This window comes from Nocardia takedensis NBRC 100417, assembly GCF_000308695.1.
Lineage (GTDB): Bacteria > Actinomycetota > Actinomycetes > Mycobacteriales > Mycobacteriaceae > Nocardia > Nocardia takedensis.
In genome coordinates, this window is record NZ_BAGG01000077.1 from 59,185 (window position 1) to 86,136 (window position 26,952).

Below are 26,952 nucleotides of genomic sequence, written 5' to 3' on the forward strand. Positions count from 1 at the left end.
GGTGCACATGACCGGGTCGGAGTGGTTCGGTTCGGCCCCCGGTGGGCTGAACCGGTACTTCACCGACCTGCACGCCGCCCTCGCGGCGCATCCCGAGGTCACGGTGTCGGCGGCGGCGTTCGGCGACGCGCCCGAGGGCGGACGTTCCTGGGGGCCGACCGGCGGGTCGACGTGGCGTCGCGCCCGCACGGCCTACCGGGATCGCGACGCGGCGGGTCCGCGGATCCTGGACCGGCACTTCGCGCTCTACGGTCCCCCGCCGAGCGCGGGCGGGTCGCTGGTGGTGCATTTCCACGGTCCGTGGGCGGCCGAGAGCGCGCTCGCGGGCGAGCATCCGCTTGCGGTGCGCGCGAAGTTCGCGGTGGAACGCCTGCGCGCGAGCGGCGCGCGGCGATTCGTGGTGCTGTCGGAGCATTTCCGCGATCTGCTGGTGACCCGCTACAAGGTGCGCTCGGAGTCGGTGGCGGTAATTCCGCCCGGCGTCGACCTGGACCGTTTCCGTCCGCGCGAACCCCGCGAGGCCGTACCGGGTCCGACGGTGCTGTGCGTGCGCAGGCTCGAACAGCGCATGGGAATCGACGTGCTGTTGCGCGCGTGGCCGGCGGTGCGCGCCGAACATCCCGAGGCCCGTCTAGTCGTGGTCGGCACCGGCAGCGCGGAAGCGGCACTGCGCGAACAGGCGGCCTGCCTGGGCGACAGTGTGGTGTTCGAGGGGCACACCAGCGACGAGCGGTTGGCGGAACTGTACGCGCGCTCGACGTGCACGGTCGTGCCGTCGCTGGCGCTCGAGGGTTTCGGCCTGATCGCGCTGGAGTCGCTGGCCTCCGGGCGCGCGCCGATCGTGACCGACTGCGGCGGACTGCCGGATTCGGTGCGCGGCCTGGACCCGTCGCTCATCGTCGCCTCCGGTGACGTCGAGGCGCTGGCGGCGCGACTGGCGGCGGCGTTGCACGGCGCGCTGCCCGATCGGGAGCGCTGCCGCGCGCACGCGCAGACCTTCTCCTGGTCGGTGGCCGCGGACCGGCACCTCGCCTTGTACCGGGAGTTGGTCGCGTGATCACCGCGGTCTTCCTCACCCACACCGCCGCGCCGTCGGGGGCCGAGTTGGCGACGCTGCGCCTGCTCACCGCGCTCGACCGCGGCGCGCGGGTGCGCCCGTCGATGCTGGTGACCGAGGACGGACCGCTGGTGGCGCTGCTGCGCGCCCGCGACATCCCGGTGACGGTGTGGCGCAACGATTTCGAGAGCGGCTCGCTGAGCATCGCGGGCTCCGGTCCGCTGCGCCTGCTCGGCGGCGCGCTGGAATTGGCGCGACTGGGCCTGCGACTGGGCGGCGCGGTGCGCGAGGCAGGCGCGGACGTCGTCGTGGCGCAGAGCACCAAGGCGCTGCTCATGGGCGCGATCGCGGCGCGGCGCGCCCGGGTGCCGCTGGTGTGGCAGGTGCACGACCGGGTCGCCGCCGACTATTTCGGCGCGGTGCTGGCTTTCGTGCTGCGGACGCTGGGCTGGGTGGTGGCGCGGGGGGTCGTGGCCAACAGTCGGGCGACGCTGGACACGCTGCGCACCCGCGGGCGGGCCGCCGCGATCGCGTATCCGGGGCTGGAGCCCGCGCCGAGGCTCCCCCGGTCGCCGCAGCGCCCCGCCGAGGGCGTGCGGATCGTGATGGTCGGCAGGCTCACCCCGTGGAAGGGCCAGGACGTGCTGGTGCGCGCGGTCGCCGCGATGCGCGCGCGGCCCGCCGCGCTGACCTTGGTCGGCGGCAGCTTCTTCGGGGAGCAGGACTACCGCGCCGAGGTGCAACGGCTGGCCGCGGACCTCGGGGTGGCCGTCGAATTCACCGGCCACGTCGAGGATCCCACGCCGTATTTCGCCGACGCCGACATCGCCGTGCACTGCTCGATCACCACCGAACCGTTCGGTCAGGTGGTGGTGGAGGCGATGCGGGCGGGCTGCGCCGTGGTCGCCGCCGACGCGGGCGGGCCGACCGAGATCGTGCGCGGCGACGTCGACGGCGTCCTGGTCGCCCCCGGTGATCCCGCCGCGCTGACCGCAGTGTTGGACCGACTCGTCGCCGACCCCGACCTGCGGACGCGACTGGGCGCGCGCGCCCGGGAACGCGCCGCGGACTTCGGGATCGAGGCCACCGCCGAGACCGTGGGCGCGCTGCTCGCGACGGTGTGCGCGCGCGGACGCACGGCGGTGTCGCGATGACCCGCTTCGCCGACCGCACCGTCCCGATCCGGATCATCCCCCGCTACTATCCGGTCCCCCTCGACGGCCTGCGCGTACCGGAATACGATCCGCCGACCGAGGTCCTGCCCGTCCGGTCGGTGGTCGCCGACATGCCGACGGTCAAACTGCCGGTCATCACCGTCTCGATGCTCGAGGCGGCCGACGCCACGGCGGGACCGTCCTCGCGCGCCCGCGAACTGTTCGGCGTCTTCCGCGACATCGCCTACGTCAGCTTCGGCAAGTACGGCCAGTACCTGGTCACGGTCGCCACGCTGCCGATCATCGCCCGCGTGCTCGGCGCCTCGGGCCTGGGTCTGCTGGCCATCGGCATGTCCTCCTACTTCCTCGGCTCGCTGCTCGTCGACCTCGGCATCACCTCGTTCCTGGCCGCGCGGGTGCAGGAGGCCGAGACCTCGCGCGACCAGGTCAACCGCACGCGCGGCACCTATCTGGCGATCCGCGCGGGCATCCTCGGCCTGCTCACCCTGGCGCTGGCGGTCGGGATCGCGCTGCGCGCGCCCGAACACGTGCACATGATCCTGTTGGGCCTGTTCGTCGGCGGCTTCTGGTCGATGTCGGAGGACTGGGTACTGATCGGGCAGGGCCGTTTCGGCGCGTCCACCGTGTATCAGGGCGTGGCCCGACTGGTGTACCTCGCACTGCTGCTGGTGCTGCTGCCGCGCTGGCCGACGGCCTCGATGGCGCTGCTGTGTCTGCTCGCCTCGGCCGCGGTGAGCGTCGCGCTGACCTGGTGGGACAGTTGGCGCGGATTCGGGCGGCCCGCGCCGCCGCGCGAGATCGGCACGTTGCTGAAGGTGGCCGCGCCGGTGGTCACCGGGCGTCTCATGGTGACCAGCTACGGCCAGGGTTCGGCGACGGTGTACGGCTCGGTGCTCGACGCGGTGTCGCTGGGCCTGTACTCCGCCTCCGACCGCCTGGTGCGCGCGGTCCAATCCATGCTCGACCCCATCGGTTTCGCGCTGCTGCCCCGGATGGCGCGGCGCGGCGGCGACGAACGGTTCTGGCCGGACGCGCTGCGCGCGCTGGCGGTCTGCGTGGCGGCGGCGGCGGTGGCCTGCGCCGCGCTGTGGCTGGCCGCGCCGACAGTGATCGTGTTCGTCTTCGGCGAGGAGTTCCGCGGCGCGGTCGACGTGCTGCGCCTCGAGGCGCTGATCCTGCCCGCCACCACGGTGACCTCCTTCGTCACCACCGCGATCCTGCCCGTGCGCCAGGACACCGTCGGCGTGCTGATCGGCGCGGTGACCGGCACCTCCGTGGCCGCGGTCGCCCTGCTGTTCGCACTGCGGACGCATTCGGTGTGGACGCTGATCGGGGGCATCGTCGCCGCCGAGATCGCGGTGGCCGTCTGGTATCTCGCGCGGGTGCGCGGGTTGATCGTGCGAGAGCGCGCCGCCGCGGCGGCGCTCGAAAGTGAGCAACGATGAAGATCCTCTTCGTCGGCGACGACTGGCTCGGCAGCAATGCCCGCTCTCTCGCCGAAGGATTCCGCGGACTCGGGCACGAGGTGATCGTGATCGATTCGACCCCGGCGACCCTGCCCGCGCGCCTGTCGCCGTCGTGGTTCTACGCCAAATCCCATGAGCGGCGCGCCCCGTGGAGCATCGAGCACGTGCACACCCGCATCGAGCGCGCGGCCGCGGAACTGCGCCCGGACCTGGTGTTCGGCTTCAAATCGGTGTACCTGGACCAGCGCCGCCTGCTCGACATCCCGGCGGCGCTGCACGTGCACTACAGCCCGGACGACGTGGCGAACCCGGACAACACCACCGCCGACTACCTCGCCCACGAGTCCGCATGGGATCTGGTGGTCACCACCAAACGCCACAACGTGCCCGAACTGCTCGAGCGGGGCGCGCAGCGGACGCTGTTCGTGCGCAGCGCCTACGACCCGGCCTGGCACCACCCGTGCGCGCGCCGCACCACCCGCCAGTTCCTGGTCGGCTTCATCGGCGCGTGCCGCCCGGACCGGCTCGACGGCATGGTCTCGCTGGCGCGCACCTACGGTTCGCAACTGCTGGTGTCCGGCCCCGGTTGGCGGCGGGTGCGCAGGCTGCGCACCAGTCGCGCCGAGGTCGCCGGGCCGGTCTACGGCGAGGACTTCTCGATCACGGTGGCCGCGGTGACCGCGAACCTGGTGCTGCTCAACTCCGACAACCGCGACACCCACACCTGCCGCACCTTCGAGGTGCCCGCGGCGGGCGGGTTGTTCGTCGGCGAACGCACCGACGAGCACGCCGAACTGCTCGACGACGGCTCCGAGGCGTACCTGTTCTCCAGCCGCGACGAACTCGACGAGATCCTGGACCGCTGCACCCGCTACCCGGACCAGGTCGCCAAGGTGGCCGCTGCCGGTCACCGCCGGATCGTCGAGGGCGGGCACAGCTATCTCGACCGAGCCGGGGAGATCCTGCATGCGCTCGGCTGACCCGGTGGTGCGCCGGTGAGTTCTCCCGTCCTCGGACCCGAACTGCTGGTCATCCTCGCGGCGCTGACCACGATGGTGATCGCCGCGACGCTGATCTCCGGCGTGCTGCGGGTCCTGCTGATCGCCCAAGCCCTGTACTGGGCGATGTCCTACGTGGCCCGCCCGGTGGTGCTGCTGTCGGTGCACCCGGAACCACGCTTCGGCGACAACGTGGCCGACCCCCGGTTGGCCGACCTCGGCTACGACGTGGCGATCGGCGAGGTGCTGCGTCCGGTCGCCTTCGGACTGACGGTCTACGCGGCGCTGATGCTGGTCTACGTGCTGTGGGCGCGCACACGTCCCGCGCCGCGATTCGCCGCGCTGGCCGGTGATCCCGACCTGTTGTGGACCCTCGGGGTGCTCTACGTGCTCGGCACGCTGGCCCGGCTGGCCTCGGTGGCCGTGGGCGCGGCGGGCGCGGCGGGCGAGGTGGAGAGCGCCTCGCCGATCCTGAGTCTGCTGACCATGCCCGCCACCCTCGGCGCGGTCGGCGCGATCGTGTTCCTGCGCGCCGAGGCGCGCACCACGGCAGTGCTGCTCGGGGCGGTGCTGCTCGGCGAACTGTGGTGGACCACCGCGATCCAGTCCAAGACCCCGGTGCTCGGCGCGGCGCTGGCCATCGCGGTGCGCTTCGCGCTGACCGGGTGGTCGCGGGCGAAACTGGCGGGCATCGGCGCGGTCTCGGTCGCGGGCGTGGCCGCGTTCGACTGGTTGCAGTCGCTGAAGTCCACGCCGTACCTGCGGGCGCAGTCGGCGGTCATCGACTCGGCCTACCCGGATTCGGTGCGGCCGTTCCTGAGTCTGCTGCGCCGCTTCGACCTGCTCGAGGCCGCCACCGACGCGTACTACACCGGTCCCTCGTCGTGGCTCTCGCCCGGCGAGGTGGCCGGTCACCTCGCCCGCAGCATGATCCCCAGTCAACTGCTGGCGGAGGAGAAACTGCACTCGGGCACCGCGTGGGCGAACGAAGTGCGCGGCGCGTCGGTGGACATGAGCCAGATCTCGGTGTCGCTGGCCGAGGGCAACATCAACGAAGGCTATGTCGTCGCCGGCCACACGGGGATCGTCGTCGGGGTCGCGTTCACCGCCGTCGTCCTGGTCGGCTGGTCGCGGGCGCTGTACTCGCGGCATCTGACGGCGGTCATGTTCGGCGTCGCGCTGATCGAGGTGCCCGTGGTGTTCGAGCGCGGCATGCTCGGCAGCGCCGAGACATTGGGCAAATACTTGCAGGTCGTCGTCCTCGCGTGGCTCACCAATCTGGTGGTCGTGCAGTGGCGGCGCTATCGGGAGAAGACGACGACCACGGCCGGGCCACCGGCGCCGGCGGTCGTGGGAAGCAGAGGAAATCAATGATGGGACTTGTCGACTATCTGCGCATCGCGCGCCGACGCTGGCCCGCCTTGCCGGCCGGGCTGATCCTGGGCGTGGCGGTGGCGGGATTCCAGATCCAGTCGGCGACGACGACCTACAGCGCGACCAGCACGATGTACGTGTCGATGGCGACGGGCACCTCGGTCGCCGACTCCTACCAGGGCGGTCTGGCCGCCCAGCAGCGGGTGCGCTCCTACCTGGAACTGGTGGCCAGCGACACGGTGGTGGACCGGGTCATCGGCCAACTCGCGCTGCGGATGTCGCGCGAGGAGTTGCGCGCCGAGATCAGCGCCGACTCCCCGCCCGCGACCACCCTGCTGCGGGTGACGGTCACCGATGCCCAGCCCGAGCGCGCGCGTCTGCTCACCGACGAGGTGGTGTCCCAGTTCCGCGCGCTGGTGGACGAGTTGGAGACCATCGAGCGCACCGCCGCGCCCGCCGCCCGGGTCGCGGTGGTCGACCGCGCCGAACGGCCCACCGTGGCCAGTGGTCCCGCCGACACCAAGACGTTGGCGCTGGGTCTGGTCGCGGGTCTGCTGCTGGGCGCGGCCGCCGCGGCGATCTGGGAGCGCCTGGACCGCCGGGTGCGCGAGGCGTCCGAGGTCTCCGGGTTGCTGCCGCCGCTGGGCGCGTTGACCACCGGGTCGGAATCGCTGCTCGACGATCTGCGGGCACTGCGAACCCGACTGCCGCACAAGGCGAAGTCGGTGCTGGTCTCGGCCTTCGAGCGCGGCAGCGCGCCGGAACTGGCCGCCGGACTGGCCGAGAGCGTCGCCGCGACCGGCGGCAAGGTGCTGGTGGTCGACACCGAGACGCCGACGCTGACCGCCGCGTCCATCGTCGCGCCGCTGCCTGTCGCCGCGCCGCAATCCGCGGTCGAGGGCGATTGGCCGGTGCGCAACGGGATGCCCGATGCGGCCGTCGCGGCGCAGGCCGCGGGCTCGGAGAGCCTCTACGAGAACGCCGCTCAACGCACCACCGTGCTCGACCTGCGCAAGATCCCGGACCACGCGCCCGAGACCCCCGCCGCGGCGGCGAACCAATCCCCCGGTGCGCACCCCAAATCCGCCGGGGCGCAGGCGAATCAGTCCTCCGTGCCGCAGCGGCCCAAGTCCTCCGGTGGACTGGCGGCCGTGCTGCGCGGCGATGCCCCGCTCGAGGATTCGGTGCTCGCCGACGAGCGCGGCTACGCCCTGCTGCCGCTCGGCGAAGCCGACGCCCGCACCCCGGACCTGCTGGCCTCGGTCCGCTTCGACGCGCTGCTCACCGAGGCGGCCGCCCGCTACGACCGCGTGCTGGTCGCCGCGTCGGGCACCGACGCGCTGGCCGTGGCCGCCAAATGCGACACCACGGTCGCGGTCCTGCCGCTGCCCGGACCGAACGCCGACCGGGTCGCGCAGGGGTGGGCGGCGTTGACCGCCGCGGGCGCGAAAGCCGCGGGATTCGTCACCGTGTCGACGCCGTCGCGGTGGAGTCGGGCCGGGCGGGAGCGCCGATGACGGAACGGACGCGGAGAACGGCCCGATGACCGGACTACGGCGACGTCACCTGCTCGCGGCCGGACTCGGGGTGGCCGCGGTGCCGCTGGTCGCCTGCGACCAGGCCGAGGCTCCCGGCCCCGCCCGCGGTGACGGCGGCGGCGCGCGGATCGGGGACGGACCGTCCACGGTGCGCGACGTCCGGGATTTCGGCGCGGTCGGCGACGGCAAGGCCGACGACACCGCGGCGATCGCGGCGGCCTGCGCCACCGACGGCACTCCCCCGGTGATCTACCTGCCCGCCGGTGACTACAAGGTCACCGCGTGGCCGGACCTGCCGGATTTCGCGGTGGTCTACGGTGACGGCGCGGACGCCACCACCGTCTTCTGCGACACCGACACCACGTTGGTCTCGCTGCGCCGCCGCCAGCGGGTCCGCTTCTCCCGCCTCGGTTTCTACCTGACCGGCCCGCGCTCGACCGCGATCAAGCTCACCGAATGCTTCCGGTGCAGCTTCGATTCGGTGCTGATCCGCGGCAACCACCTCAGCGACAACCACCCGCGCTACTCCGCCCAACGCGGGGTGGTGCTCGAGGAGAACACCGGCGGCACCACCTTCATCGACTGCGACATCAACAATTTCGGCGTCGGCCTGGAGACCTCGTGCATCCAGAACTACGTCAGCTCCTCGAAATTCACCAGCAACCGCATCGGCGTGCTCGGCACCGGCAACGACCACAACGCCGGATTGTCGCTGACCAACATGGAATTCGTCTCCGACACCGATCCGGGCACCACCGACCGCCACATCCTCATCGACGGCGCGGCCAACAACTGGTGGCTGACCAACGTCTGGTTCGAGGGCGCGGAGGTCGCGGTCACCGTCGGGGCGGCGGGCAAGGGCGGTCCCGCGCAATTCGGCATGGTCAACTGCAAGGTGGCCGCGCGCACGGCGGGCGTGGAACTCAACCACTGCCGTCAGCCGTATCTGGCGAATATCGGCTTCGACCCCGATCCCGGATCGCGGCCGGTGGAATTGCGCATCGATCCGGCGGGCTGCCCGGACGGCACGGCGGTGAACCTGGTCTCCGGGCTCGCCGACGATCTGCCGCCCGGGATGTTCCCGCCCGCCTGGCAGGTCATCGGGCGCGGCCGCGTGCACCGTCCGACATTGACCGGCACGACCACCGCCGAGGCGCGGCCCGGCGACGTGGAGATCCTGCGCGCCAAAGCCGCCGACGGCGCGGTGGTGGCCTCGGTGCTCTCCGACGGCGCCTACGTCTCCGACCGTCCCGACGCCGGGTTGATCCTGCGCGATGTCGAAGGCGGCTACTGGCGCGTGACGGTGTCACCGACCGGTGAGCTCGGGTCCGCGCCGCTCGGCCGAGACAGACCGAACCGGTGAGCACGGTGGCCGAGCGCACGGCGGACAAGCCGCGGCGACGTGGACGGCGGCGGGTGCTGCTCGCCGTCTGCCTCGCGCTGCTTGTCGCGCTCGGCCTGGCCGGCCTGCCGGTGTTCGTGCACCCGCAGGTCGACCCGCTGCGCCGCGCCGACGCGATCGTCGTGCTCGGCGGCACCGCCTACGAACGCTTCGACCTGGGCTTGGACCTGGCGCGGCGCGGATACGCCCCGGAACTGGTGATCTCGGCCTCCACCGGGCTCGACGACCCGCGCATGGACCGCTACTGCCGCGGCGAATTCCCGTTCCGGGTCTCGTGTTTCGAGCCCGACCCGTGGACGACGCGCGGCGAGGCCGAGGAGATCCGGCGACGCGCGGCGGCCGAGGGCTGGCGTCACATCATCGTGGTGACCTTCACGCCGCACGTCTCGCGCGCCCGCTTCATCGTGGGCCGCTGCTTCGACGGCGAGCTGACCATGGTCGCCAGTCCGAGCCCGTCCGGTCCGCTGTTCTGGACGTGGATGTACCTGCGGCAGAGCGCCGGATACGTCAAGGCCGCCACCGAATTCGGCTGCTGAAACCGGAGGAAGACCGATGAACCCGACACCGACACCGCCTTCGGCCCGCAGCGACGAGGCGCGCGCCCGCCTGCACGACCTGGTGCCGGGCGGCGCGCACACCTACGCGCGCGGCGACGACCAGTACCCGGAGGATTTCGCGCCGATCCTGGTGCGCGGCAACGGCTGCCGCGTCGTGGACCGCGACGGCAACGAATACGTCGAGTACGGCATGGGTCTGCGCTCGGTCACTCTCGGCCACGGCTACCGCCCGGTGGTGGACGCGGTGGCCGCCGCCATCGCCGACGGGGTCAACTTCTCCCGGCCCACCGAACTGGAACTGCTGGCGGCCGAGGACTTCCTGGCCCTGGTCCCCGCCGCGGACATGGTGAAATTCGCCAAGAACGGCTCCGACGTCACCACGGCGGCGGTGCGGTTGGCGCGCGCGGTCACCGGCCGCGGCACGGTCGCCGCCTGCGAACAGCCGTTCTTCTCCGTCGACGACTGGTTCATCGGCGCCACCGAGATGGACGCGGGCATCCCGAAGCCCGCGACCACGCGCTTCCCCTACAACGACCTGCCCGCACTGGAAGCGGTGCTCGCGAGCGGCGACATCGCGTGCGTGATCATGGAGGCGGCCACCGCCCTGCACGAACCGCTGCCCGGCTATCTGCCCGGTGTGCGCGCGCTGTGCGACCGCTACGGCGCGCTGCTGGTCTTCGACGAGATCATCACCGGGTTCCGCTGGTCGGCGGGCGGGGCGCAGCAGGTCTACGGCGTCGCGCCGGATCTGTCGTGCTGGGGCAAGGCGATGGGCAACGGATTCCCGCTGTCCGCGCTGGCGGGCCGCCGCGAGTACATGGAACTGGGCGGGCTGCGCACCGACCGGGACCGGGTCTTCCTGCTCTCGACCACCCACGGACCGGAAACCGGTGCGCTGGCGGCCTTCCGCGCCGTCGTGCGCGCCTACGCGGGCACCGACCCGATCGGCCGGATGGAACGCGCGGGCGACCGACTGCGCGCGGGCTTCGAGGCGGTCACCGCCGAACTCGGCATCGGTGAGCACCTGCGGATCGCGGGGCGTTCGTCGTGCCTGATCTTCCAGACCCTCGATCCGGCGGGCGCGCCGTCGCAGGAGTACCGGACGCTGTTCCTGCGCGAACTGCTCGCGCGCGGGGTCCTGGGCCAGTCCTTCGTCACCTCCGCCGCGCACACCGACGCCGACGTCGACCACACGGTGGCCGCCTGCCGCGCGGCCGCGCGGCGCTACCGCGAGGCGCTCGAGCACGGCTCGGCGCTCCCCTACCTCGGCGGCCGTCCCGTCGCCCCGGCCGTGCGTCGCCACGCCGCGCCGCGTCACCTGGAAGGAGTGGTGCGATGAGCGAACCGCGGATCGCGTTGGTCCACGAACGGTTCACCGAATACGGCGGCTCGGAGGCGGTGGTGGGTGAATTCGCCCGCACCTGGCCGGGTTCGGCGGTGTTCGCGCCGATCGTCGACCCCGGCAGCGCCCCGGCGATCGCCCACCCGCCGTGGGACACCATTAACGACACCTGGCTCTCGCGCGCCTACGCCGCCACCGGTCGGCGCTCGCACGCGCCGCTGCTGCCGCTGGTCCCCCGCGCGCTGCGCGGTCTGCCCCTGCGCGACTACGACGCGGTCGTGCTCAGCCATCACGCGTTCGCGGTGCAGGCCGCCTTCGCGACCGACGCGCCGGTCGTGGCCTACGTGCACAGCCCGGCCCGGTGGGCCTGGGAGCCCGCCTTCCGTGCGCGGGAAGCGGGCGGTTTCGCGGGCCGCGTCGCCCTGACCGCGCTCGGCGCGCTGGCCAAACGGGCCGAACTGGCCGCCGCGCCGCGGCTGACGGCGGTGGTCGCCAATTCCGGCGCGGTCGCCGACCGGGTGCGCCAGTGGTGGGGTCTGGACTCGACGGTGGTGCATCCGCCGGTGCGCCTGGACCGCTTCGCCCCCGATCCGGCGATCCCGCGCGAGGACTTCCTGCTCTTCGCCGGCCGCTTGGTCCCCTACAAGCGCCCCGATCTGGCGATCCGGATCGCCCGCCGCGCGGGCTGCCGGTTGGTGGTGGTCGGCGACGGTCGGTTCCGCCGCCAGTTGGAGGCGATGGCGGGCCCGGAGACCACCTTCCTGGGCGCCGCGCCCGATCACGTGCTGGTCGACATGTACCGGCGCTGCCGGGCGCTGCTCATGCCGGGCGTCGAGGATTTCGGGATCGTGCCGGTGGAGGCCATGGCCTGCGGCGCACCGGTGTTCGCGGTCGGGGTGGGCGGTGCGCTGGACACCGTCGTCCCCGGGGTCAGCGGGGTGCGTGTTCCGTTCGGTTCCGACGACGCGGTGGTCGAGGGCTTCGCCGAGGCCCTGGCGAACGACGGCACGGTCTACGACACCGCCGCGATCCGCGCGCACGCGGAGAGTTTCGGCCCGGAGATGTTCCGCGCCAGGATGGCCGGAGTCGTGGCGGGCGTGCTCGACTCCGCGCGGGCCGACGCGCGCCCTTGACCTCGAGTGAACTCGAGGTCCGACACTGGAGTCATGACACGCGACCCGCAGACCTGGAACTCCGTCTACGACGACGACACCGCGCCCTGGGTGATCGGTGAACCCCAGCCCGCCGTGCTGGCCATGGAACGCGCCGGGTTCATCGGCGGCCGCGTCCTCGATCCCGGCACCGGGGCGGGCGAGCACACCATCGCGCTGACCGCGCTGGGCTACGACGTGCTCGGCGTCGACTTCTCCCCGAGCGCCTTGGCGGTGGCGCGGGCCAACGCCGCCGCCAAGGGCGTGGACGCGAAATTCGCCGAGGTCGACATGCTCGCGCTCGCCGACCCGGCGACACCGCTCCCCGGCGACTTCGACACCGTCCTGGACAGCGCCCTGTTCCACGTCTTCGGCACGGAACCCGAGCAGCGCGCCGACTACGTGCGCGGGCTGGCCCGCCTGGTCGTGCCGGGCGGGGTGGTGCTGGTGCTCGCCCTGTCCGACACCCAACCGGGGCGCGGACCCCGCATCCCGGCCTCGATCATCCGCGACTCCTTCACCGGACCGGACTGGGCGATCGAGGACCTGACGCTGTCCACCTATCGCGGCCGCGGCCTGAACGACGAAGACGGCGATGCCGATCAGCTCCCGTCCGGGGAGCCGGTCGACACCGCCGCCTGGTCGGCGCGGGTGCGTCGAGTCGCGTCCTAGACCGGGACGCCGCCGTAGGTCCGGCGGTGCTTGGCCTCGAGGAAGGACAGCGCGCCGAAGGCGATCAGGCCCAGCGCCACCAGCATGAGCAGCCACGGGCCGAAGGGGTTGTCGGCGAAATCGCGCAGGACCGCGTCGATGCCCTTGGCCTCGGCGGCGTCGTAGTTCAGCGCCGCCACCATGGCCGCGAACCCGATCGCGACGACGATCACGCCGCGCGCGGCGTAGCCGAAGCGGCCCAGCCAGATCACCGCGCTGCGCGCGCCGTGGGTCATCCAGCCCATGCGCAGGTCGTCGACGAAGTCGGCGCGCAGACCGCGCAGGGTCTGCCAGATCCCGAAGACCAGGATGCCGATGCCGAGCACCAGCAGGACGACCTGACCGCCGTCCCAGCTCAGGATGCGCGTGGACAGGTCGCGGGCGACGGCGTCGCTGGGCGCGGGGGTGCGACCGTTCCAGACGTAGCGCAGGGTCGCCAGGAAGGCGAGGGCGTAGACGACGCCCGAGACGATCGCGTAGAGGCGGTGCGCGCCGGAGTAGGTCCGGCGCGCGTTGGCGACCTGCACCGCCCGCCAGATCGCCAGCGCGGCGAAGCCGAACACCAGGATCCACAGCAGCAGGTAGCCCAGCGGCTTGCTCGCCACGGCGGCCATCGCGCCGCCCGGGTCGGGTTCGTGTTCCGCGGTGCCGATCGCCAGCATGAAGGCCAGGATGCCGAGGACGCCGAATGCGACGCCGCGGGCCAGGAATCCGAACCGGGCGGCGGTCTCGACGCCGCTCGAGGTGGTGGACCGGCGTCGACGGTAGTCGCTGGCGCGCCTGCCCCAGCCGCGGCGGGTACGTCCGCCCGAACCGCCCCATCGACTCCGCCGACTGTACGGGGCCGATCGCCGATATCTGTCGTTGCGCAAGATGCTCATGGGTGCCTCCTTCTTCACGGCCGGTAATGCCCTGGCGCGCCCGTTCGACACGCTTGAATCGCATTCCGGGGCGTCAAGGGCTGTTACTCACCGGCGTGTCGCGGCGCGTCCCATTGCGACACGCCGAAGCGGGAATACGAGGTGGCGGATCCGACACCAGATCGCGAGCGGCGGGGGATTCCGTTTCGCGGGTCCGGCTGCTATACATTAGGGGAGGCTTACCTCTCGAGTGGAGGCTAACCTTCGGTGAGGATCAGCCTCACGCCCCGAACAACGATCCTGCCGACGAGGGTGTCATGTACGTCTGTATCTGCAACGCGGTCTCCGAAGGAGACATCCACGACTGCGTGGCAGCGGGCGCGTGCACCGTCCGACAAGTGAAGAACGCCTGCGGCTGGAAACCCGGCTGCGGCAGCTGTACATCGCGATTGGCCGAGGTCATCGGCACCGCCAGGCTCGCGTCGGCGCTCGCCACGCCCGCCGCCTGACACGCGACACACCCGGCTGCCAGACCCGACACACCCGGTCGTCTATGCACGACCGGGCCTGATCTGTGCCACCATCACTCACATGGAAGGCGACCAGGACATCATCACGCTGCTCAACGAGCAGCTGACGGCCGAACTCACGGCGATCAACCAGTACTTCCTGCACGCCAAGATGCAGGAGAACTGGGGCTTCCCCAAGCTGGCTCGGTACACCCGTCACGAATCCATCGACGAGATGAAGCACGCGGAGATCCTCACCGATCGGATCCTGTTCCTCGAGGGGCTCCCGAACTACCAGAAGCTCAACCCGCTGCGCATCGGACAGAGCGTGCCCGAACAGCTGCGAGCCGATCTGGCGATCGAACTCGAGGCCGTGGAACGTCTGCGCGGCGGCATCGACCTCATGCGCTCGCGCGGCGACGTCACCTCCGCGCGCATCTTCGAGGTCATCCTCGAGGACGAGGAGAAGCACGTCGACTACCTCGAGACCGAACTCGACCTGGTCGAGAAGCTCGGCGAGGCACTCTACCTGCAGCGTTACACCGAGGCGCACGAAGACTGACCGACGGTGGTCGGTCGCCGCCGTCCCGTGACGGAACAGCCCCCGTCGCGGGTTCTCGCACGTCGGCCGACCACCCCTACCCCGCCGCCCCCGCTGTGCACACCCCGGCGGTCCGGCGGGTTCGCCCACGTGCGCGACTCGGAGTTGCGAATTCGCCCGAGTTCGTGTGCTGTGAAAAGCGTGACCAATACTTCCGGAGACGCGTATCCCCTCGCGGACACGATGAGCACCACCGTCACCACCCACGACGGCGCGACCGTGCTGACGGTGTCCGGCGAGGTCGACCTGGCGACCGCGCCGGCGCTGGAGTCGGCGATCGAGGGCATCCTCGGCGACAAACCCGCCGCCCTGATCATCGACCTGTCCGGGGTCGGTTTCCTCGCCTCGGCCGGGATGGCCGCCCTGGTGGCCGCGCATCAGCGCGCGGGTGAGGCGACCACCATCGCGGTCGTCGCCGACGGACCCGCCACCAGTCGCCAGCTCAAGATGACCAGCCTGGACCAGGTCTTCGCGCTGTACTCCACGCTGGAAGCGGCGCTGGAGGGCCTGCGCGGCTGAGCGAGCCCCCGAACGAGTCGAGGCCGGGCCCCCGTCGGGGCCCGGCCTCGTCCATTCGCGCCCGGATCAGACCAGTTCGCGCAGTTCCTCGATCAGCTTGACCCGCTCGCCCGGCGTGCCCGCCAACGGCGTCACGTTGAGCACGGTGACCCCGGCCTCGCGGAAGGCCGCGACCCGCTCGGCGACGAACCCGCGCGGACCGACCAGCGAGACGTCACGCACCAACTCGTCGGGGACCGCCTTGGCGGCCTCCTCCTTCTTGCCCGCCAGGTACAGCTCCTGGATGCGGTCGGCGGCGGCGCCGTAGCCGTAACGGGTGGCCAGGGTGTGATAGAAGTTCTTCGACTTCGCGCCCATGCCGCCGATGTAGAGCGCCAGCGCGGGTTTGACGAATTCCAGCAGCGGCGTGACGTTCTCGCCGATCGCCAGCGCCGGACCGGCGTAGATGTCGAGCGTGCCCAGCGCCGGATCACGCTTGGCCAGACCGGCGTCCAGCGATTCGCCCCACACGTCCTTGGCCTTCTCGGGCAGGAAGAAGATCGGCTGCCAGCCCTCGGCGATCTCGGCGGTCAACTGCACGTTCTTGGGGCCCAGCGCCGCCAGCAGCACCGGGATGCGCTCGCGCACCGGATGATTGATCAGCTTGAGCGGCTTGCCCAGTCCGGTGCCGGAGCCCTCGGGCAGCGGGATGGTGTAGTACTTGCCCTGGTATTCGAGCTTCTCGCGCCGCCAGACCTTGCGGCAGATCTCCACCAGTTCCCGGGTGCGGCCGATCGGCGCGTCGTAGGGGACGCCGTGGAAGCCCTCGATCACCTGCGGTCCGGAGGCGCCGAGCCCGAGGATGTAGCGGCCGTCGGACACGAAATCCAGGCCCGCCGCCGTCATCGCGGTCAGGCTGGGGGTCCGGGTGTAGAGCTGGAGGATGCCGGAGGCCAGTTGCAGCCGATCGGTCTTGGCGGCCAGGTAGCCCAAGGCGCTGACCGCGTCGAAGGAGTACGCCTCGGGGACGAAGACGACGTCGAGGCCGGCGCGCTCGAGGTCGGCGACCTCGGCGGCGGCCTCCTTGAAGCCCCCCGAATAGTTGATGCTCAGTCCGATCCGCATGAGCTCAACATATCCCCGGGCGCGACGCGCCGTCGCACCGGCACGACCCGAGCCCGCCTCGCGCACCGGCCACCGGTGAGCGCGGAGTAGCGTGAAACGTCGATCACCGACCGTCTCACCGAGCGAAAGGCCCCCAGCCCCGTGTCGCAGCCAAGCACCGCAGGCCAGGAAACCACGGCACCGGAAACCGCCTCGTTCGGCGCGACCGGGATCGGGCAGTACCTCGCGGAGCTGGCCGCGAAGGCGCCCGCCCCCGGCGGCGGGGCCGTCGCCGCGCTGCACGCCGCGCAGGGCGCCGCGCTGGTCGCGATGGTCGCCCGCTACACGACCCGGGCCAAGGACGCCGAGCACCGCACCGTCGTCGAGCGGATCATCGACGCCGCCGACGCCGCCAGGGCCCGCTCGCTGGCCTTGGTCGACGCCGACGCCGCCGCGTTCACCGCCGTCGGCGCCGCCTACAAGCTGCCCAAGGCCACCGACGAGGAGACCGCGGCGCGCAAGGCCGCGATCACGGTCGCGCTGATCGAGGCGGCCCGGGTGCCCGCCGCCGTGGTGGACGAGGCCGACGAGGTGCTGTCGCTGGCCGCCGAACTGCTGCCGATCGGCAACCCGAACGTCGTCACCGACATCGGGGCCGCCGCCGACGCCGCCCGCGCCGCCGCGACCAGTTCCCGGCTCAACATCGAGATCAACCTGGTCTCGCTGGCTCCCGAGGACGGCGACCGCTTCGCCCCCGCGCTGGTGCGCGTGGAGGGAATCGCGGCACGCGCCGAGGCGCTCTACGGCGAGGTGCTGCGCTCGGTGCGCGCCTGAGTCGTCCGGTGCTGTCCGCCGCCGTTTCAGCGTCCGATTCCCGCTGAGCGCGGCGCGGATCGGCGTCCTCGGATTCCCCTCGAACTCATCCGTCACATCTGAAACAGGTCTGCCCCGTTCGGCTCGACTGGGTTGATCATGAAGGCGTAGTCTGGATTTCCGCGTACCACACCATCTCGAAAGGGGTGGATGCCAATGAGGGGCGCCCTACGCCATCTGTTCCTCGCGTTCGTGGCCATCACGATGGCCGTGTTCGGGTCCGGTGCGGCGGCAGCGACCATGATCGGAACACCCACCCTCGACAAGGTCACGGCCATCACGCCGGGGCCTGATCGTTTGGTGGGCATCGCACATCCCGTGACAGTCCGTTTCGCCGCTCCCGTCGCCGACAAGGCCCGCGCCGAGAGCAACCTCGACATCCGTTCGACGCAACCGCTCACCGGCACCTATTCGTGGGGTGCCGGCGACACCGAATTATCCTGGACGCCAAAGGATTTCCTGCCCGCCAACGCCACCGTCTCGGTACGGTACGGCACGGCGCGCACCGAATTCGTCACCAACGCGGGCGTCGTCGCCGAGGGCGACATGTCCGCGCACACCTTCACCGTCAGTGTCGGCGGCCAGGTGGTGTGGGTGATGCCCGCGTCGTTCGGCAAACCGGGTTGGGAGACCCCGACCGGCACCTTCCCGATCCTGGAGAAGTTCCGTTCGGTGGTGTTCGACTCGAGCACCATCGGCATCCCGCGCAATTCCTCCGAGGGCTACTACATCCAGGGTGAATACGCCGAAAGGCTCACCTGGGGCGGCGTTTTCGTGCACTCCGCACCCTGGTCGGTGGATTCGCAGGGTTATGCCAACGTCAGCCACGGGTGCATCAACCTGGCCCCCGACGACGCCGCCTGGTACTACTCCAACGCGAGCGTCGGCGACCCGGTGACCATCCACTGGTGACCGCGTTCCGGGACCGGCGCATCCGCGGATGCGCCGATTCCGGTTGCGCCGCCGCCTCGTTCGCTCAGGCGACGGTCAGCGTCGTCTCGTCGCGCGCGAGCAGTTCGGCGTAGCGACCGCCTTCGCGCAGCAACTCCGCGTGCGTGCCGCGCTCGATGATCGCGCCCTTGTCGAGGACCACGATCTGATCCGCGTCGCGGACCGTCGAGAGGCGGTGCGCGATGGTGATCGTGGTGCGCCCGCGCGAGAGCGCGTCGAGCGCGGCCTGCACCTCGCGTTCGGTGCGGGTGTCCAACGCGCTGGTGGCCTCGTCCAGCAGCAGCACCGGCGGATCGCGCAGGATCGTGCGCGCCACCGCCAAGCGCTGCTTCTCACCGCCGGAGAACCGGTAGCCGCGTTCGCCCACGACGGTGTCGTAGCCGCGGGGCAGCGAGGCGATGTGATCGTGGATGCGCGCCGCGCGCGCGGCGGCCTCGAGATCGGCGTCGGTGGCCTCCGGTCGCGCGAAGCGCAGATTCTCGGCGACCGAGGCGTGGAACAGGTAGGTCTCCTGGGCGACCACGCCGACCGCGGCGGCCAGATCCGCGAACGACACCGCCCGCACGTCCACGCCGTCGATCGTGACGCGCCCGCGGTCGACATCGTAGAGGCGGGCGACCAGATAACCCAGGGTGGTCTTGCCCGACCCGGTCTCCCCCACCACGGCCAGACTGCTGCCCGCCGCGACGGTCAGGTCGATGTCGTCCAGGACGGCCCGCCCGCCCGGTTCGTAGGCGAAGCAGACCCCTTCGAACCGCACCTCACCGCGCGGTCGCGGCAGCGGCGTCGGCTCCGCGGCCTCCCGGATGTCGGGTTCGAGGTCGAGATACTCGAAGATGCGGTCGAACAGGGCCAGCGAACTCTGCAGCGCGACGCCCGTGCCGAGCAACATCACCGTCGGCCGCAGCAGGCCGGCTTGCAGGGTGGTGAAGGCGACCAGGGTGCCGAGGGTGACCAGCGGCGTCCCTGCCGTCATCGTCAGCCCGGCCACCCAGTAGATCACCGCGGGCATCGCGGCCAGCACGATCTGGATGGTCGACTGCCGCCAGCGACCCGCCATGTTGGCCCGGATCTCCAGATCGACCAGGCCGCGCGATTCGCGCGCGAAGTTCTCGACCAGGGCGGGCGCACGGCCCATGGTGCGTCCCAGCAGCACCCCGCTCACCGACAGCGACTCCTCGACCTGCGCCGACATCGCGGCCAATTTGCGCTGGCGCTCCCCGGTGATGCGTCGGCGTTCGTCGCCGACCCGGCGGCTGATCCACACGAACAGCGGCAGCATCGCCAGCGAGACCAGCGTCAACCGCCAGTCCAGCGCGATCATCGCCACCACCGAGGCGAGCACGGTGGTGAAGTTCGCGACCAGGGAGGTGGCGGTGGAGGTCACCGTCGACTGCATCCCGCCGATGTCGTTGGCGATGCGCGACTGCACCTCGCCGGTGCGGGTGGCGGTGAAGAACGACAGCGGCATCCGCTGCAGGCCCGCGTAGACCGCCGCGCGCAGATCGTGCATGACCTCCTGCCCGACCGCGGTCGAGATATAGGTCTGCAGCACCGAGAAGACGCTGGTCAGCGCGGCGACGGCGACCATGCCCGCGGCCAGCAGCGTCAGCAGGCCGGTGCGGCCGTGCGGCAGCGCGTCGTCGAGGATCGCGCGCAACAGGAACGGCGAGACCAGCGCGACCAGCGAGGACAGCCCGACCAGGGCCAGCACCGTCGCCAGCCGACCACGGTAGGGGCCGAACAACCGGAAGATCCGGCGCAGGCGAGGTCCGGGCACGGGGGCCTCCTTCCGAAATCAGCCGGTGACACCGAGTATCACCCATCCGCGGCCTACTTCCGCGCGCACCCGGGCGGACGTTCCCGACGCCGCGCGCGAACCCCGGATAGAATCGGCTGCGACAGAACGGTTTCGATACGCCGCTCACCGCACGCGCGGATGAGGTATGTCGGGGAAAGCACACTGGCAGTATCGTTCCGGGGGCGGCATACAGCGTGTGGGAACGAACTTCACGGTGCGACCTGATGGAGGCGGGGCAATGGATCGACCCGACATGGGCGTGCGGCCGGGGCGGGCCGAGGGCTGGGCGCGCTGGATGGACGACGCGCCCACCGAACCCCTGCACCTACCGCGCTTCGATCCCGCACCCGATCCGCGACCCGCACCCGATCCCACGCCGCTGGGCGAACCGGACGCCTTCTCCCGCCTGATCGATCGATCCGGCCGCCGCCGCGGCGCGCCCCGCTGGCTGGTCCCGCTGGCCGGGTCGGTCGCCGCCGCCGTCCTGCTCGCGGTGGCGTTGCTCCAGTTCCGCGGCGGTCCCGCGCCGCAGTCGGTGGCCTCCGCCACGCCGACCGAGATCGTCATCGTGCCCGCCTCCGCCGCGGGCAACCCGGTCCCCGCCCGCTGTCCGGCCGAACGCGTCGGCGACCGCATCCAGGGCAACGGTGCCGGCAACCTGGACTCCGGCCCGGCCGCCATCTTCGCCTTCCAGTACGCCTACTACGTCGCGCGGTCGGGCACGCTGGCCCGCACGGCCGTCTCCGACCAGGCCGCGGTGTCGGCCGCGCCCGCCATCCAGCAGGGCATCGACACCATCCCGGCCGGCACCACGCACTGCGTGAGCATGACGCCCGGCGCGGTGACGGGCCAATACCTGGTGACGGTCACCGAATACCGGCCGGGCACCGCGGCGTTCACCTACAACACCCAGGCCGTGAGCACCGCGCGGGTGGGCGACCGGACGCTGATCACCGGGATCGCGCCCGCGCCCTAGCGGCTCAGCCGCGCGCCTTCTCCGCCGCCACGACCACGTGGCGCATCAGCAGGGCCGTGGTCACCGGTCCGACGCCGCCGGGCACCGGACTCAGCGCGGCGGCCTTGCCGCGCACCGACTCCGCCTCGACGTCGCCGACGATGCTCCCGTCGGCCGCCTCGTTGGTGCCCACGTCCACCACGACCGCGCCCTCGCGGACGTGCGCGCCGGTCACCAGGCCGATGCGCCCGGCCGCCGCCACCACGACATCGGCGGCCGAGGTGACGGCGGGTAGGTCGGTGGTGCGCGAATGCGCGATCGTCACCGTCGCGTTCTCGGCAAGCAGCAACTGGGCCAGCGGCTTGCCGACGACATTGGAGCGCCCCACCACCGCGACATGCTTGCCCGCCAGCGGGATCCCGTGGTGCTTGAGCAGTTCCACGACCGCCTCGGAGGTGGCCGGGACGAATCCGTCCAGCCCGGCCGCGAGCAGCCCCAGCGACAGCGGAGCGACACCGTCGACGTCCTTGTGGGCGGCGATGGCCGAGGACACGTCGTCGAGGGTGACCCCGGCGGGCAGCGGCGTCTGGAGCATGATCGCGTCGACGGCGTCGTCCCCGCCGCGCGCGGTCAGTTCCTCGCGGATCGCGGCCGCGCTCGCCTCGGCCCCCAGATCGATGCGGTCGCAGGCGATTCCGAGCCGCTCGGCGGCTTTGCGCAGGGAGTTGACGTACCAGGCGCTGGCGGGGTCGTCGTTGGCGACGACGAGGGCCAGGCGCGGCGCGGGACCGCTCGCGGTGAGCGCGGCGGCGCGCTCCTTGGTGTCGGCGTTGAGGGCGGCGGCGAGTTCCTTGCCGGTCAGCGAAACGGTATCCACGGGGTCCCACCCTATCGGGGGACGCGGACCCGCCCGCGACACCACCTCCGCGAGCCCCGCGCAATTGCGCGGCGAACCCGGTCGCCGGTCGTATCGTGAGGACGGTTTGCCCCCGGCCACTGCCGACTGACTCGCCGAAACCCGTTTCGCACGTGGAAAGGTGTCAACTGTAGTGAAGATCTCGAGGCACTGGAAATCCCTGGTCGCGGCGTCGTGCGCGGCCTTCGCCCTCACCGGCGTCGCCGGAACGCCCGCCCACGCGGGCCCCGAGACCGACGCGCTCTACAACTCCGCGCAGCGCAATTTCACCGACGGCGACGACGCCGCGGGACGCGCCGACCTGCGCGCGCTGATCGGCGCCGACCCCGCCGACGTGGAGGCGCTGTCCCTGCAGGCGATCTGGTCGCATTTCGCCAACGACCTGCCCGCCCTCGCCGACGCGATGGGCAGGCTCAACGCCGTCGACCCCGGCATGGCCGCGGGCACCGACAACGTGCTGCGCGCCATCGCCGCCGCGGTCGGCACCCTGCCCAATCCGCTGCCCGCGCTGGTGGGTCCGCAGACCGGGATCGTGGTGCTCGGCTACGGTCTGCTCCCGGACGGCTCGCTGCGCCCCGAACTGGTCAACAGGCTCACGGCCGCCTGGATCCAAGCGGTCGCCTCCCCCATGTCCCCCGTCATCGTGACCGGCGGCGCGCCGCAGAACGGCATCACCGAGGCCGAGGCCATGCGGAACTGGCTGGTCGGGCACGGGCTGCCGGGCAACCGCGTGTACACCGAGACCCGCTCGGGGTCGACCGTGCAGAACGCCCTGTTCAGCACCAGGCTCCTGCGCGACCTGGGCGCGAACAGCGCGGTGGTGGTCACCTCCCCGAACCACATCCGCCGCGCGGTGGCCGATTTCATCGTCGCGGGCACCAACGTCGTCGGCGCGACCACCTCGATGGATCAGCTCGTCTCCTACCTGCCCCCGCCCTCGCGGCCCAACCAGCGCGGCATCTACCTCGACGCCACCCGCACCTTCCAACTCGCCACCTCCCGCTGACCCGCACCCCGATCCCGCCCGTCCCGAACCTCGGGGCGGGCGGCGTCATTCCCCAACAGCGGACATCGCCCGAACAGCGGCCTCACCCTCATACGATGCGGCCCCTGCGCTTCCCTCGTAGGCGCGGGTGGTGCGGGCGGCGCGCGAAATGTCCTGGCGGGCCTGACGGCGGGCGGGCAGGATGACGCGGTGGACAGGGACCGGTCGGCCGAGGTGAACGCGTCGCACGCGGAGATCACCGCGCGCCTACGCGGGGCGGGCTGTGTCTTCGCCGAGGACGAAGCGACGCTGCTGATCGAGTCCGCGGGCGATGCCCCTCGCTTGGAAGCACTGGTGACGCGGCGGATCGCGGGCGAACCGCTGGAACATCTGGTGGGCTGGGCGGAATTCGACGGCCTGCGGATCGGTGTCGCGCCCGGCGTGTTCGTGCCACGGCAGCGCAGCGTGTGGCTGGTCGCCTCGGCCGCCGAAGCTGTGCTCACCCGCGAGATCGACCGCGCGACGATCCTGGACCTGTGCTGCGGGTCGGGCGCGTTGGGCGCCGCGCTGGCCACCCGGCTGACCCGCGCGGGCGTGGCGGTGGAGGTGTGGGCGGCCGACATCGATGCCGCGTCGGTGGCCTGCGCGCGCGCCAATCTCGCGGACTTCGACGCGACCGTCCTCGAAGGCGATCTGTTCGCCCCGCTGCCCGCCGTCCTGCGCGGCCGGATCGATGTCCTGCTGTGCAACACCCCGTACGTCCCGACCGCGATGATCGCCCGCATGCCGCCGGAAGCCCGCGACCACGAACCCCGCCGCGCCCTCGACGGCGGCCCCGACGGCCTCGACGTCCTGCGCCGGGTGGCGGCGAGCGCCCCGACCTGGCTGGCTCCCGCCGGCCTGCTCCTGGTCGAGGAGAGCCGGACCCAAGCCGATTCCGCCGCCACCCTCCTCGCCGGCCACGGGCTCACCGCGCGAATCGCCACGTCCGCGAACCACGACGCGACAGCGGTCCTCGGTCGCCGAGACGACGGGGCGGGCTGAGGGCTCGCGGCCGATTCTCAGGCGGAGGGGCGGAGGTTGGACAGGACGCGGATGGCGTCGGAGAGCGGGATCATGCGTTCGGGTTGTTCGGCGGCCAGGCCCATTTCGATGTATTGGCGGATCAGCATGGATTGGGTGACGCCGTGGACGGCGGCGGTCTCCTTGACCCGCCGGTCCAGTTCCGGGGACATCTTCAGCGAGCGCACCACCGACATGGCCTGTTCGAGTTCGGCACTGGTCGGGGGCAGGACCGGTGTGGGGGCCGTGTCGTCATAGGTCAGCGAGTCCAGGAATGCTCCCGGATCCTCGCTCGGGCGTCGATCCTTCATCGCTGACCTCCCATGCTTCGTACTCGTGCACCTGGTGCGGTCGCATCGGGGCCGCCATGACGATCTCCCACGCCCCCTGGGCGGGCTGCCGCAGCAGCACGACCACCGGACGCCCCTGCTCGGTCCGCCCCCACACCGTCAGGACCGGGAGTCCTTCGGGGGTGCGGGCGGGCCGTGGCCAGCGTTGCGGCGAGTACAGGACCTCCATGACCTCCCATGACTCGATCCCGGCCCGCCGGAGATGTTCACCGGCTCCGAACCACCACTCGTATTGCATTGTGTGTCGATAATACCAAGGTATTACCGCCGTACCCAGGGGTATTACTCGGCGCGTCCGGTGAACGCGTCCATCGAGTGGTAGACGCCCACGGTGTTGAGGAACAGGTCGCGCGCCTTGATCGGCAGGATGCCCGAGAGCGCCTTGTTCAGGCGCGAGGTCCAGGGCAGCACGACCAGCGGTGTGCCGGCCTTCATCTGCTTCCAGGAGGTGTCGACCACGGCGTCCTGGCGCAGGATCGGGGTGAACCAGAAGCCTTTCGCGCCGTCGAACATGCCGGTGTCGATGTAGGTCGGGCACACCGTGGTCACCTTGACGTGCTGGTGGCCCGCCTGTTCCAGTTCGATGCGCACCGAATCCGACCAGCCCAGCGCCGCCCATTTCGAGGCCGCGTAGACGCTCATGCGCGGGTTGGACACCAGCCCGGCCGAGGAGGCGATGGTGAGCACGCGCGCCTGGCCGTTGCCGCGCACCATCGCGGGCAGGAATTCCCGCGTGATGTGCATCGGGGCCAGGGAGTTGATCGCCATGGTCTTGTCGATGTCGGCGGGGTCGGTGGTCTCCCAGAAGTAGCTGTTGCCGCGCACGATGCCCGCGTTGTTGACCAGGATGTCGATGTCGCCGACCTGCTCGCGCACCGCCGCGGCGGCCGTCGCGATGGCGTCGCGGTCGGCCACGTCGACCACGTGGTGGTGCACCCGGCCGCCGAGCGCGGCCAGTTCGGCGGCGGTCTCCTTGACCCGGGCTTCGTCGATGTCCCACAGCACGACATCGGCGGCGCCCTCGCGCACGGCGCGTTCGGCGAACAGCTTGCCCAGTCCCATCGCCGCGCCGGTGACCAGCACCTTCTTGTCCGCGACCGTTTCGAGCTTCATCGGAGTCCGTTCCTCACTTCTGCCGCAGCGTCTTCATGACGCCGAAGTACAGCGTCATGGTCTTGGCCCACAGGTGTTCCGACATGCCCGGCAGCGGCGCGATGGGCAGGACCCGCTGGGTCGCGATGGTCTGGGTGTCGACGTACTTGAGCAGCCCCTCGGGACCGTGCCTGCGGCCGGTGCCGGAGATCCCGAGCCCGCCCGAGGGCGCGTCGGCGCTGCCCCATGCCGCGATGAACCCTTCGTTGACGTTGACCGAGCCCGCGTCGATGCGCGCGGCGATCTCGCGGCCGCGGGCGGTGTCCTTGGTCCACACGCTGGCGTTGAGGCCGTAGGCGGTGTCGTTGGCGGCGTCGACGGCTTCGTCGTCGCTGCCGACCCGGTAGATCGAGACGACGGGGCCGAAGGTCTCCTCGCGGTAGACCGTCATGCCGGGGCCGACGTCGGCGAGCACGGTGGGCTCGTAGAAGTACGGGCCCAGGTCGGGGCGCGCCTTGCCGCCCGCGAGGACGGTGGCGCCCTTGGCGACCGCGTCGTCCACGTGCTCGGTGACGGTGTCGAGTTGGCGCGGGAAGGTCAGCGAGCCGATGTCGGTGTCGTAGTCCAAGCCGCTGCCGAGGCGCAGCGCGCGCACCCGGTCGACGAATTCGGCGACGAAGCGGTCGTGGACGTCCTGGTGGACGTAGATGCGTTCGATGGATTCGCACAGCTGACCGGCGGAGGCGAAGCAGGCGCGCACCGCGATCCTGGCGGCGCGCGAGACGTCGGCGTCGGCGAGCACCAGCAGCGGGTTCTTGCCGCCGAGTTCGAGCGAGTAGCCGATCAGGCGCTGTCCGGCCTGCTGGGCGATGGTGCGTCCGGTGGCGCTCGAACCGGTGTAGTCGACGTAGTCGGCGCGGCCGATGACCTCACCGCCGATGACCGATCCGCGCCCGAGCACGGCCTGCCACAGCCCGCGCGGCAGTCCGGCGCGTTCGGCGGCGTCGATGGCCCACAGCGCGGTCAGCGCGGTCTGGTTGTCCGGTCGCGCGACGACCGCGTTGCCGGCGACCAGGGCGGGCAGGGCGTCGGAGACGGCGAGCGCGAGCGGATAGTTCCACGGCGAGATGACCGCGACGACGCCCTTGGGGCGGTGGCGCACGTCGACCTTGGTGAGCACGGGCAGCACGCCGCGCGGCTTGCGGTCGGCCAGCAGGCGCGCGGCGACCGAGGCGTAGTAGCGGGCGTTGACCGCGACATCGCCGACCTCGTCGAAGGCGTGCGCGCGCGATTTGCCGGTCTCGAGCTGGACGATGTCGAGGATGGTCGACTGTTCGGCGAGCACGATGTCGTGCAGGCGGCGCAGAACGGCGACGCGCTCGCGCACGGGCGTGCGGGCCCAGTCGCGCTGGGCGGCGCGCGCGGTGGCGAAGGCGCGTTCGATGTCGTCGGTGGAGGACTGGGGCAGGTCGGCGAGCTTCGCGCCGGTGGCGGGCGCGTGGATCTCGACCGAGGGCGCGCCGCCCGCGACGGCGTGCGCGAGCAGTTGTCCCACCAGCGCCGAGGGCAGCGCGGTGGGTTCGGCGGCCTGCCGTGCGGTGGTCGTCATGGGTCGACCTCTCTG

Annotated in this window: 27 protein-coding genes; 19 read left to right on the forward strand and 8 right to left on the reverse strand. The window is 71.6% G+C overall.

Annotated elements, in window-relative coordinates:
* Positions 1–7 precede the first annotated feature (7 nt).
* The 11 genes from ON30_RS16205 (at position 8) to ON30_RS16255 (ending at position 12,732) form a co-directional block, all read left to right on the forward strand.
* Positions 8–1,057: a glycosyltransferase family 4 protein gene (locus ON30_RS16205; RefSeq protein WP_040708166.1), complete on the forward strand. Its 1,050-nt coding sequence runs from the start codon at positions 8–10 to the stop codon at positions 1,055–1,057.
* Entirely contained in the window at positions 1,054–2,211 is a 1,158-nt protein-coding gene (locus ON30_RS16210) for a glycosyltransferase family 4 protein (protein ID WP_040708072.1), read from the forward strand. The genes ON30_RS16205 and ON30_RS16210 overlap by 4 nt, the downstream gene beginning before the upstream one ends.
* A gap of 167 nt (positions 2,212–2,378) precedes the next feature.
* On the forward strand, positions 2,379–3,677 hold the full coding sequence (locus tag ON30_RS16215; protein ID WP_083911442.1) for a lipopolysaccharide biosynthesis protein: 1,299 nt from the start codon (positions 2,379–2,381) through the stop codon (positions 3,675–3,677).
* Entirely contained in the window at positions 3,674–4,678 is a 1,005-nt protein-coding gene (locus ON30_RS16220) for a CgeB family protein (protein WP_040708074.1), read from the forward strand. The genes ON30_RS16215 and ON30_RS16220 overlap by 4 nt, the downstream gene beginning before the upstream one ends.
* 15 nt (positions 4,679–4,693) lie before the next feature.
* A complete protein-coding gene (locus ON30_RS16225; protein ID WP_040708077.1) occupies positions 4,694–6,070 on the forward strand; it encodes a hypothetical protein in 1,377 nt (458 codons plus the stop codon).
* Positions 6,070–7,587, forward strand: a complete 1,518-nt coding sequence (locus ON30_RS36170) for a hypothetical protein (RefSeq protein WP_051029426.1) — start codon at positions 6,070–6,072, stop codon at positions 7,585–7,587. Before ON30_RS16225 ends, ON30_RS36170 begins: the two co-directional genes overlap by 1 nt.
* 25 nt (positions 7,588–7,612) lie before the next feature.
* Positions 7,613–8,971, forward strand: a complete 1,359-nt coding sequence (locus tag ON30_RS16235; RefSeq protein ID WP_040708079.1) for a glycosyl hydrolase family 28-related protein — start codon at positions 7,613–7,615, stop codon at positions 8,969–8,971.
* Complete coding sequence (locus ON30_RS16240; protein WP_169334920.1) at positions 8,968–9,546, forward strand: YdcF family protein; 579 nt, start codon at positions 8,968–8,970, stop codon at positions 9,544–9,546. Before ON30_RS16235 ends, ON30_RS16240 begins: the two co-directional genes overlap by 4 nt.
* 16 nt (positions 9,547–9,562) lie before the next feature.
* Complete coding sequence (locus tag ON30_RS16245) at positions 9,563–10,906, forward strand: glutamate-1-semialdehyde 2,1-aminomutase (RefSeq protein WP_040708081.1); 1,344 nt, start codon at positions 9,563–9,565, stop codon at positions 10,904–10,906.
* A complete protein-coding gene (locus ON30_RS16250; RefSeq protein WP_040708082.1) occupies positions 10,903–12,042 on the forward strand; it encodes a glycosyltransferase in 1,140 nt (379 codons plus the stop codon). The genes ON30_RS16245 and ON30_RS16250 overlap by 4 nt, the downstream gene beginning before the upstream one ends.
* A gap of 33 nt (positions 12,043–12,075) precedes the next feature.
* Positions 12,076–12,732, forward strand: coding sequence for a class I SAM-dependent methyltransferase (locus ON30_RS16255; RefSeq protein ID WP_040708083.1), 657 nt, complete (start codon positions 12,076–12,078; stop codon positions 12,730–12,732).
* Here the strand turns inward: ON30_RS16255 and ON30_RS16260 are convergent.
* Positions 12,729–13,652 carry a DUF1206 domain-containing protein gene (locus ON30_RS16260; protein WP_083911443.1) on the reverse strand — a complete coding sequence of 308 codons (924 nt, stop codon included), beginning with the start codon at positions 13,650–13,652 and terminating at the stop codon, positions 12,729–12,731. The two genes, ON30_RS16255 and ON30_RS16260, sit on opposite strands and share 4 nt — an antisense overlap.
* 296 nt (positions 13,653–13,948) lie before the next feature.
* Between ON30_RS16260 and ON30_RS16265 the strand changes: the two genes are divergently transcribed.
* From ON30_RS16265 to ON30_RS16275, 3 genes are all read left to right on the forward strand, one after another.
* Entirely contained in the window at positions 13,949–14,140 is a 192-nt protein-coding gene (locus ON30_RS16265) for a (2Fe-2S)-binding protein (protein ID WP_040708084.1), read from the forward strand.
* An 82-nt stretch (positions 14,141–14,222) separates the two neighbouring features.
* Positions 14,223–14,702 (forward strand): bacterioferritin, encoded by a 480-nt coding sequence (gene bfr, locus ON30_RS16270; protein ID WP_040708085.1) that lies wholly within the window; start codon positions 14,223–14,225, stop codon positions 14,700–14,702.
* A 222-nt stretch (positions 14,703–14,924) separates the two neighbouring features.
* Positions 14,925–15,260 carry an STAS domain-containing protein gene (locus tag ON30_RS16275; protein ID WP_051029427.1) on the forward strand — a complete coding sequence of 112 codons (336 nt, stop codon included), beginning with the start codon at positions 14,925–14,927 and terminating at the stop codon, positions 15,258–15,260.
* Positions 15,261–15,326: 66 nt separating this feature from the next.
* On the opposite strand, the gene ON30_RS16280 is transcribed toward ON30_RS16275, so the two are convergent.
* A complete protein-coding gene (locus tag ON30_RS16280; RefSeq protein ID WP_040708088.1) occupies positions 15,327–16,364 on the reverse strand; it encodes an LLM class F420-dependent oxidoreductase in 1,038 nt (345 codons plus the stop codon).
* Between the two features lie 141 nt (positions 16,365–16,505).
* Here ON30_RS16280 and ON30_RS16285 point away from each other — a divergent pair, with 141 nt between their 5' ends.
* A complete protein-coding gene (locus ON30_RS16285) occupies positions 16,506–17,177 on the forward strand; it encodes a cyclodeaminase/cyclohydrolase family protein (RefSeq protein ID WP_051029428.1) in 672 nt (223 codons plus the stop codon).
* Positions 17,178–17,366: 189 nt separating this feature from the next.
* Positions 17,367–18,128, forward strand: coding sequence for a L,D-transpeptidase (locus ON30_RS16290; RefSeq protein WP_040708089.1), 762 nt, complete (start codon positions 17,367–17,369; stop codon positions 18,126–18,128).
* Between the two features lie 64 nt (positions 18,129–18,192).
* On the opposite strand, the gene ON30_RS16295 is transcribed toward ON30_RS16290, so the two are convergent.
* Positions 18,193–19,947, reverse strand: a complete 1,755-nt coding sequence (locus tag ON30_RS16295; protein ID WP_040708090.1) for an ABC transporter ATP-binding protein — start codon at positions 19,945–19,947, stop codon at positions 18,193–18,195.
* A gap of 259 nt (positions 19,948–20,206) precedes the next feature.
* Here ON30_RS16295 and ON30_RS36175 point away from each other — a divergent pair, with 259 nt between their 5' ends.
* A complete protein-coding gene (locus ON30_RS36175) occupies positions 20,207–20,944 on the forward strand; it encodes a DUF8176 domain-containing protein (protein WP_051029429.1) in 738 nt (245 codons plus the stop codon).
* Positions 20,945–20,948: 4 nt separating this feature from the next.
* Here ON30_RS36175 and ON30_RS16305 read toward each other — a convergent pair whose 3' ends face one another.
* Positions 20,949–21,800 (reverse strand): bifunctional 5,10-methylenetetrahydrofolate dehydrogenase/5,10-methenyltetrahydrofolate cyclohydrolase, encoded by an 852-nt coding sequence (locus ON30_RS16305; RefSeq protein WP_040708092.1) that lies wholly within the window; start codon positions 21,798–21,800, stop codon positions 20,949–20,951.
* A 172-nt stretch (positions 21,801–21,972) separates the two neighbouring features.
* Here ON30_RS16305 and ON30_RS16310 point away from each other — a divergent pair, with 172 nt between their 5' ends.
* Complete coding sequence (locus tag ON30_RS16310) at positions 21,973–22,845, forward strand: YdcF family protein (protein ID WP_040708094.1); 873 nt, start codon at positions 21,973–21,975, stop codon at positions 22,843–22,845.
* A gap of 189 nt (positions 22,846–23,034) precedes the next feature.
* Positions 23,035–23,868, forward strand: a complete 834-nt coding sequence (locus tag ON30_RS16315; RefSeq protein WP_245554081.1) for a putative protein N(5)-glutamine methyltransferase — start codon at positions 23,035–23,037, stop codon at positions 23,866–23,868.
* Positions 23,869–23,885: 17 nt separating this feature from the next.
* On the opposite strand, the gene ON30_RS16320 is transcribed toward ON30_RS16315, so the two are convergent.
* The 4 genes from ON30_RS16320 to ON30_RS16330 all read right to left on the reverse strand — a co-directional run bounded on the left by ON30_RS16320 (position 23,886) and on the right by ON30_RS16330 (position 26,937).
* Positions 23,886–24,197 (reverse strand): hypothetical protein, encoded by a 312-nt coding sequence (locus tag ON30_RS16320; protein ID WP_040708099.1) that lies wholly within the window; start codon positions 24,195–24,197, stop codon positions 23,886–23,888.
* A complete protein-coding gene (locus ON30_RS39215; RefSeq protein WP_169334921.1) occupies positions 24,139–24,405 on the reverse strand; it encodes a hypothetical protein in 267 nt (88 codons plus the stop codon). Before ON30_RS39215 ends, ON30_RS16320 begins: the two co-directional genes overlap by 59 nt.
* Before the next feature lie 113 nt (positions 24,406–24,518).
* Positions 24,519–25,349 (reverse strand): SDR family NAD(P)-dependent oxidoreductase, encoded by an 831-nt coding sequence (locus tag ON30_RS16325; protein ID WP_040708101.1) that lies wholly within the window; start codon positions 25,347–25,349, stop codon positions 24,519–24,521.
* Positions 25,350–25,362: 13 nt separating this feature from the next.
* Positions 25,363–26,937, reverse strand: coding sequence for a succinic semialdehyde dehydrogenase (locus ON30_RS16330; RefSeq protein WP_040708103.1), 1,575 nt, complete (start codon positions 26,935–26,937; stop codon positions 25,363–25,365).
* Positions 26,938–26,952: the final 15 nt, after the last annotated feature.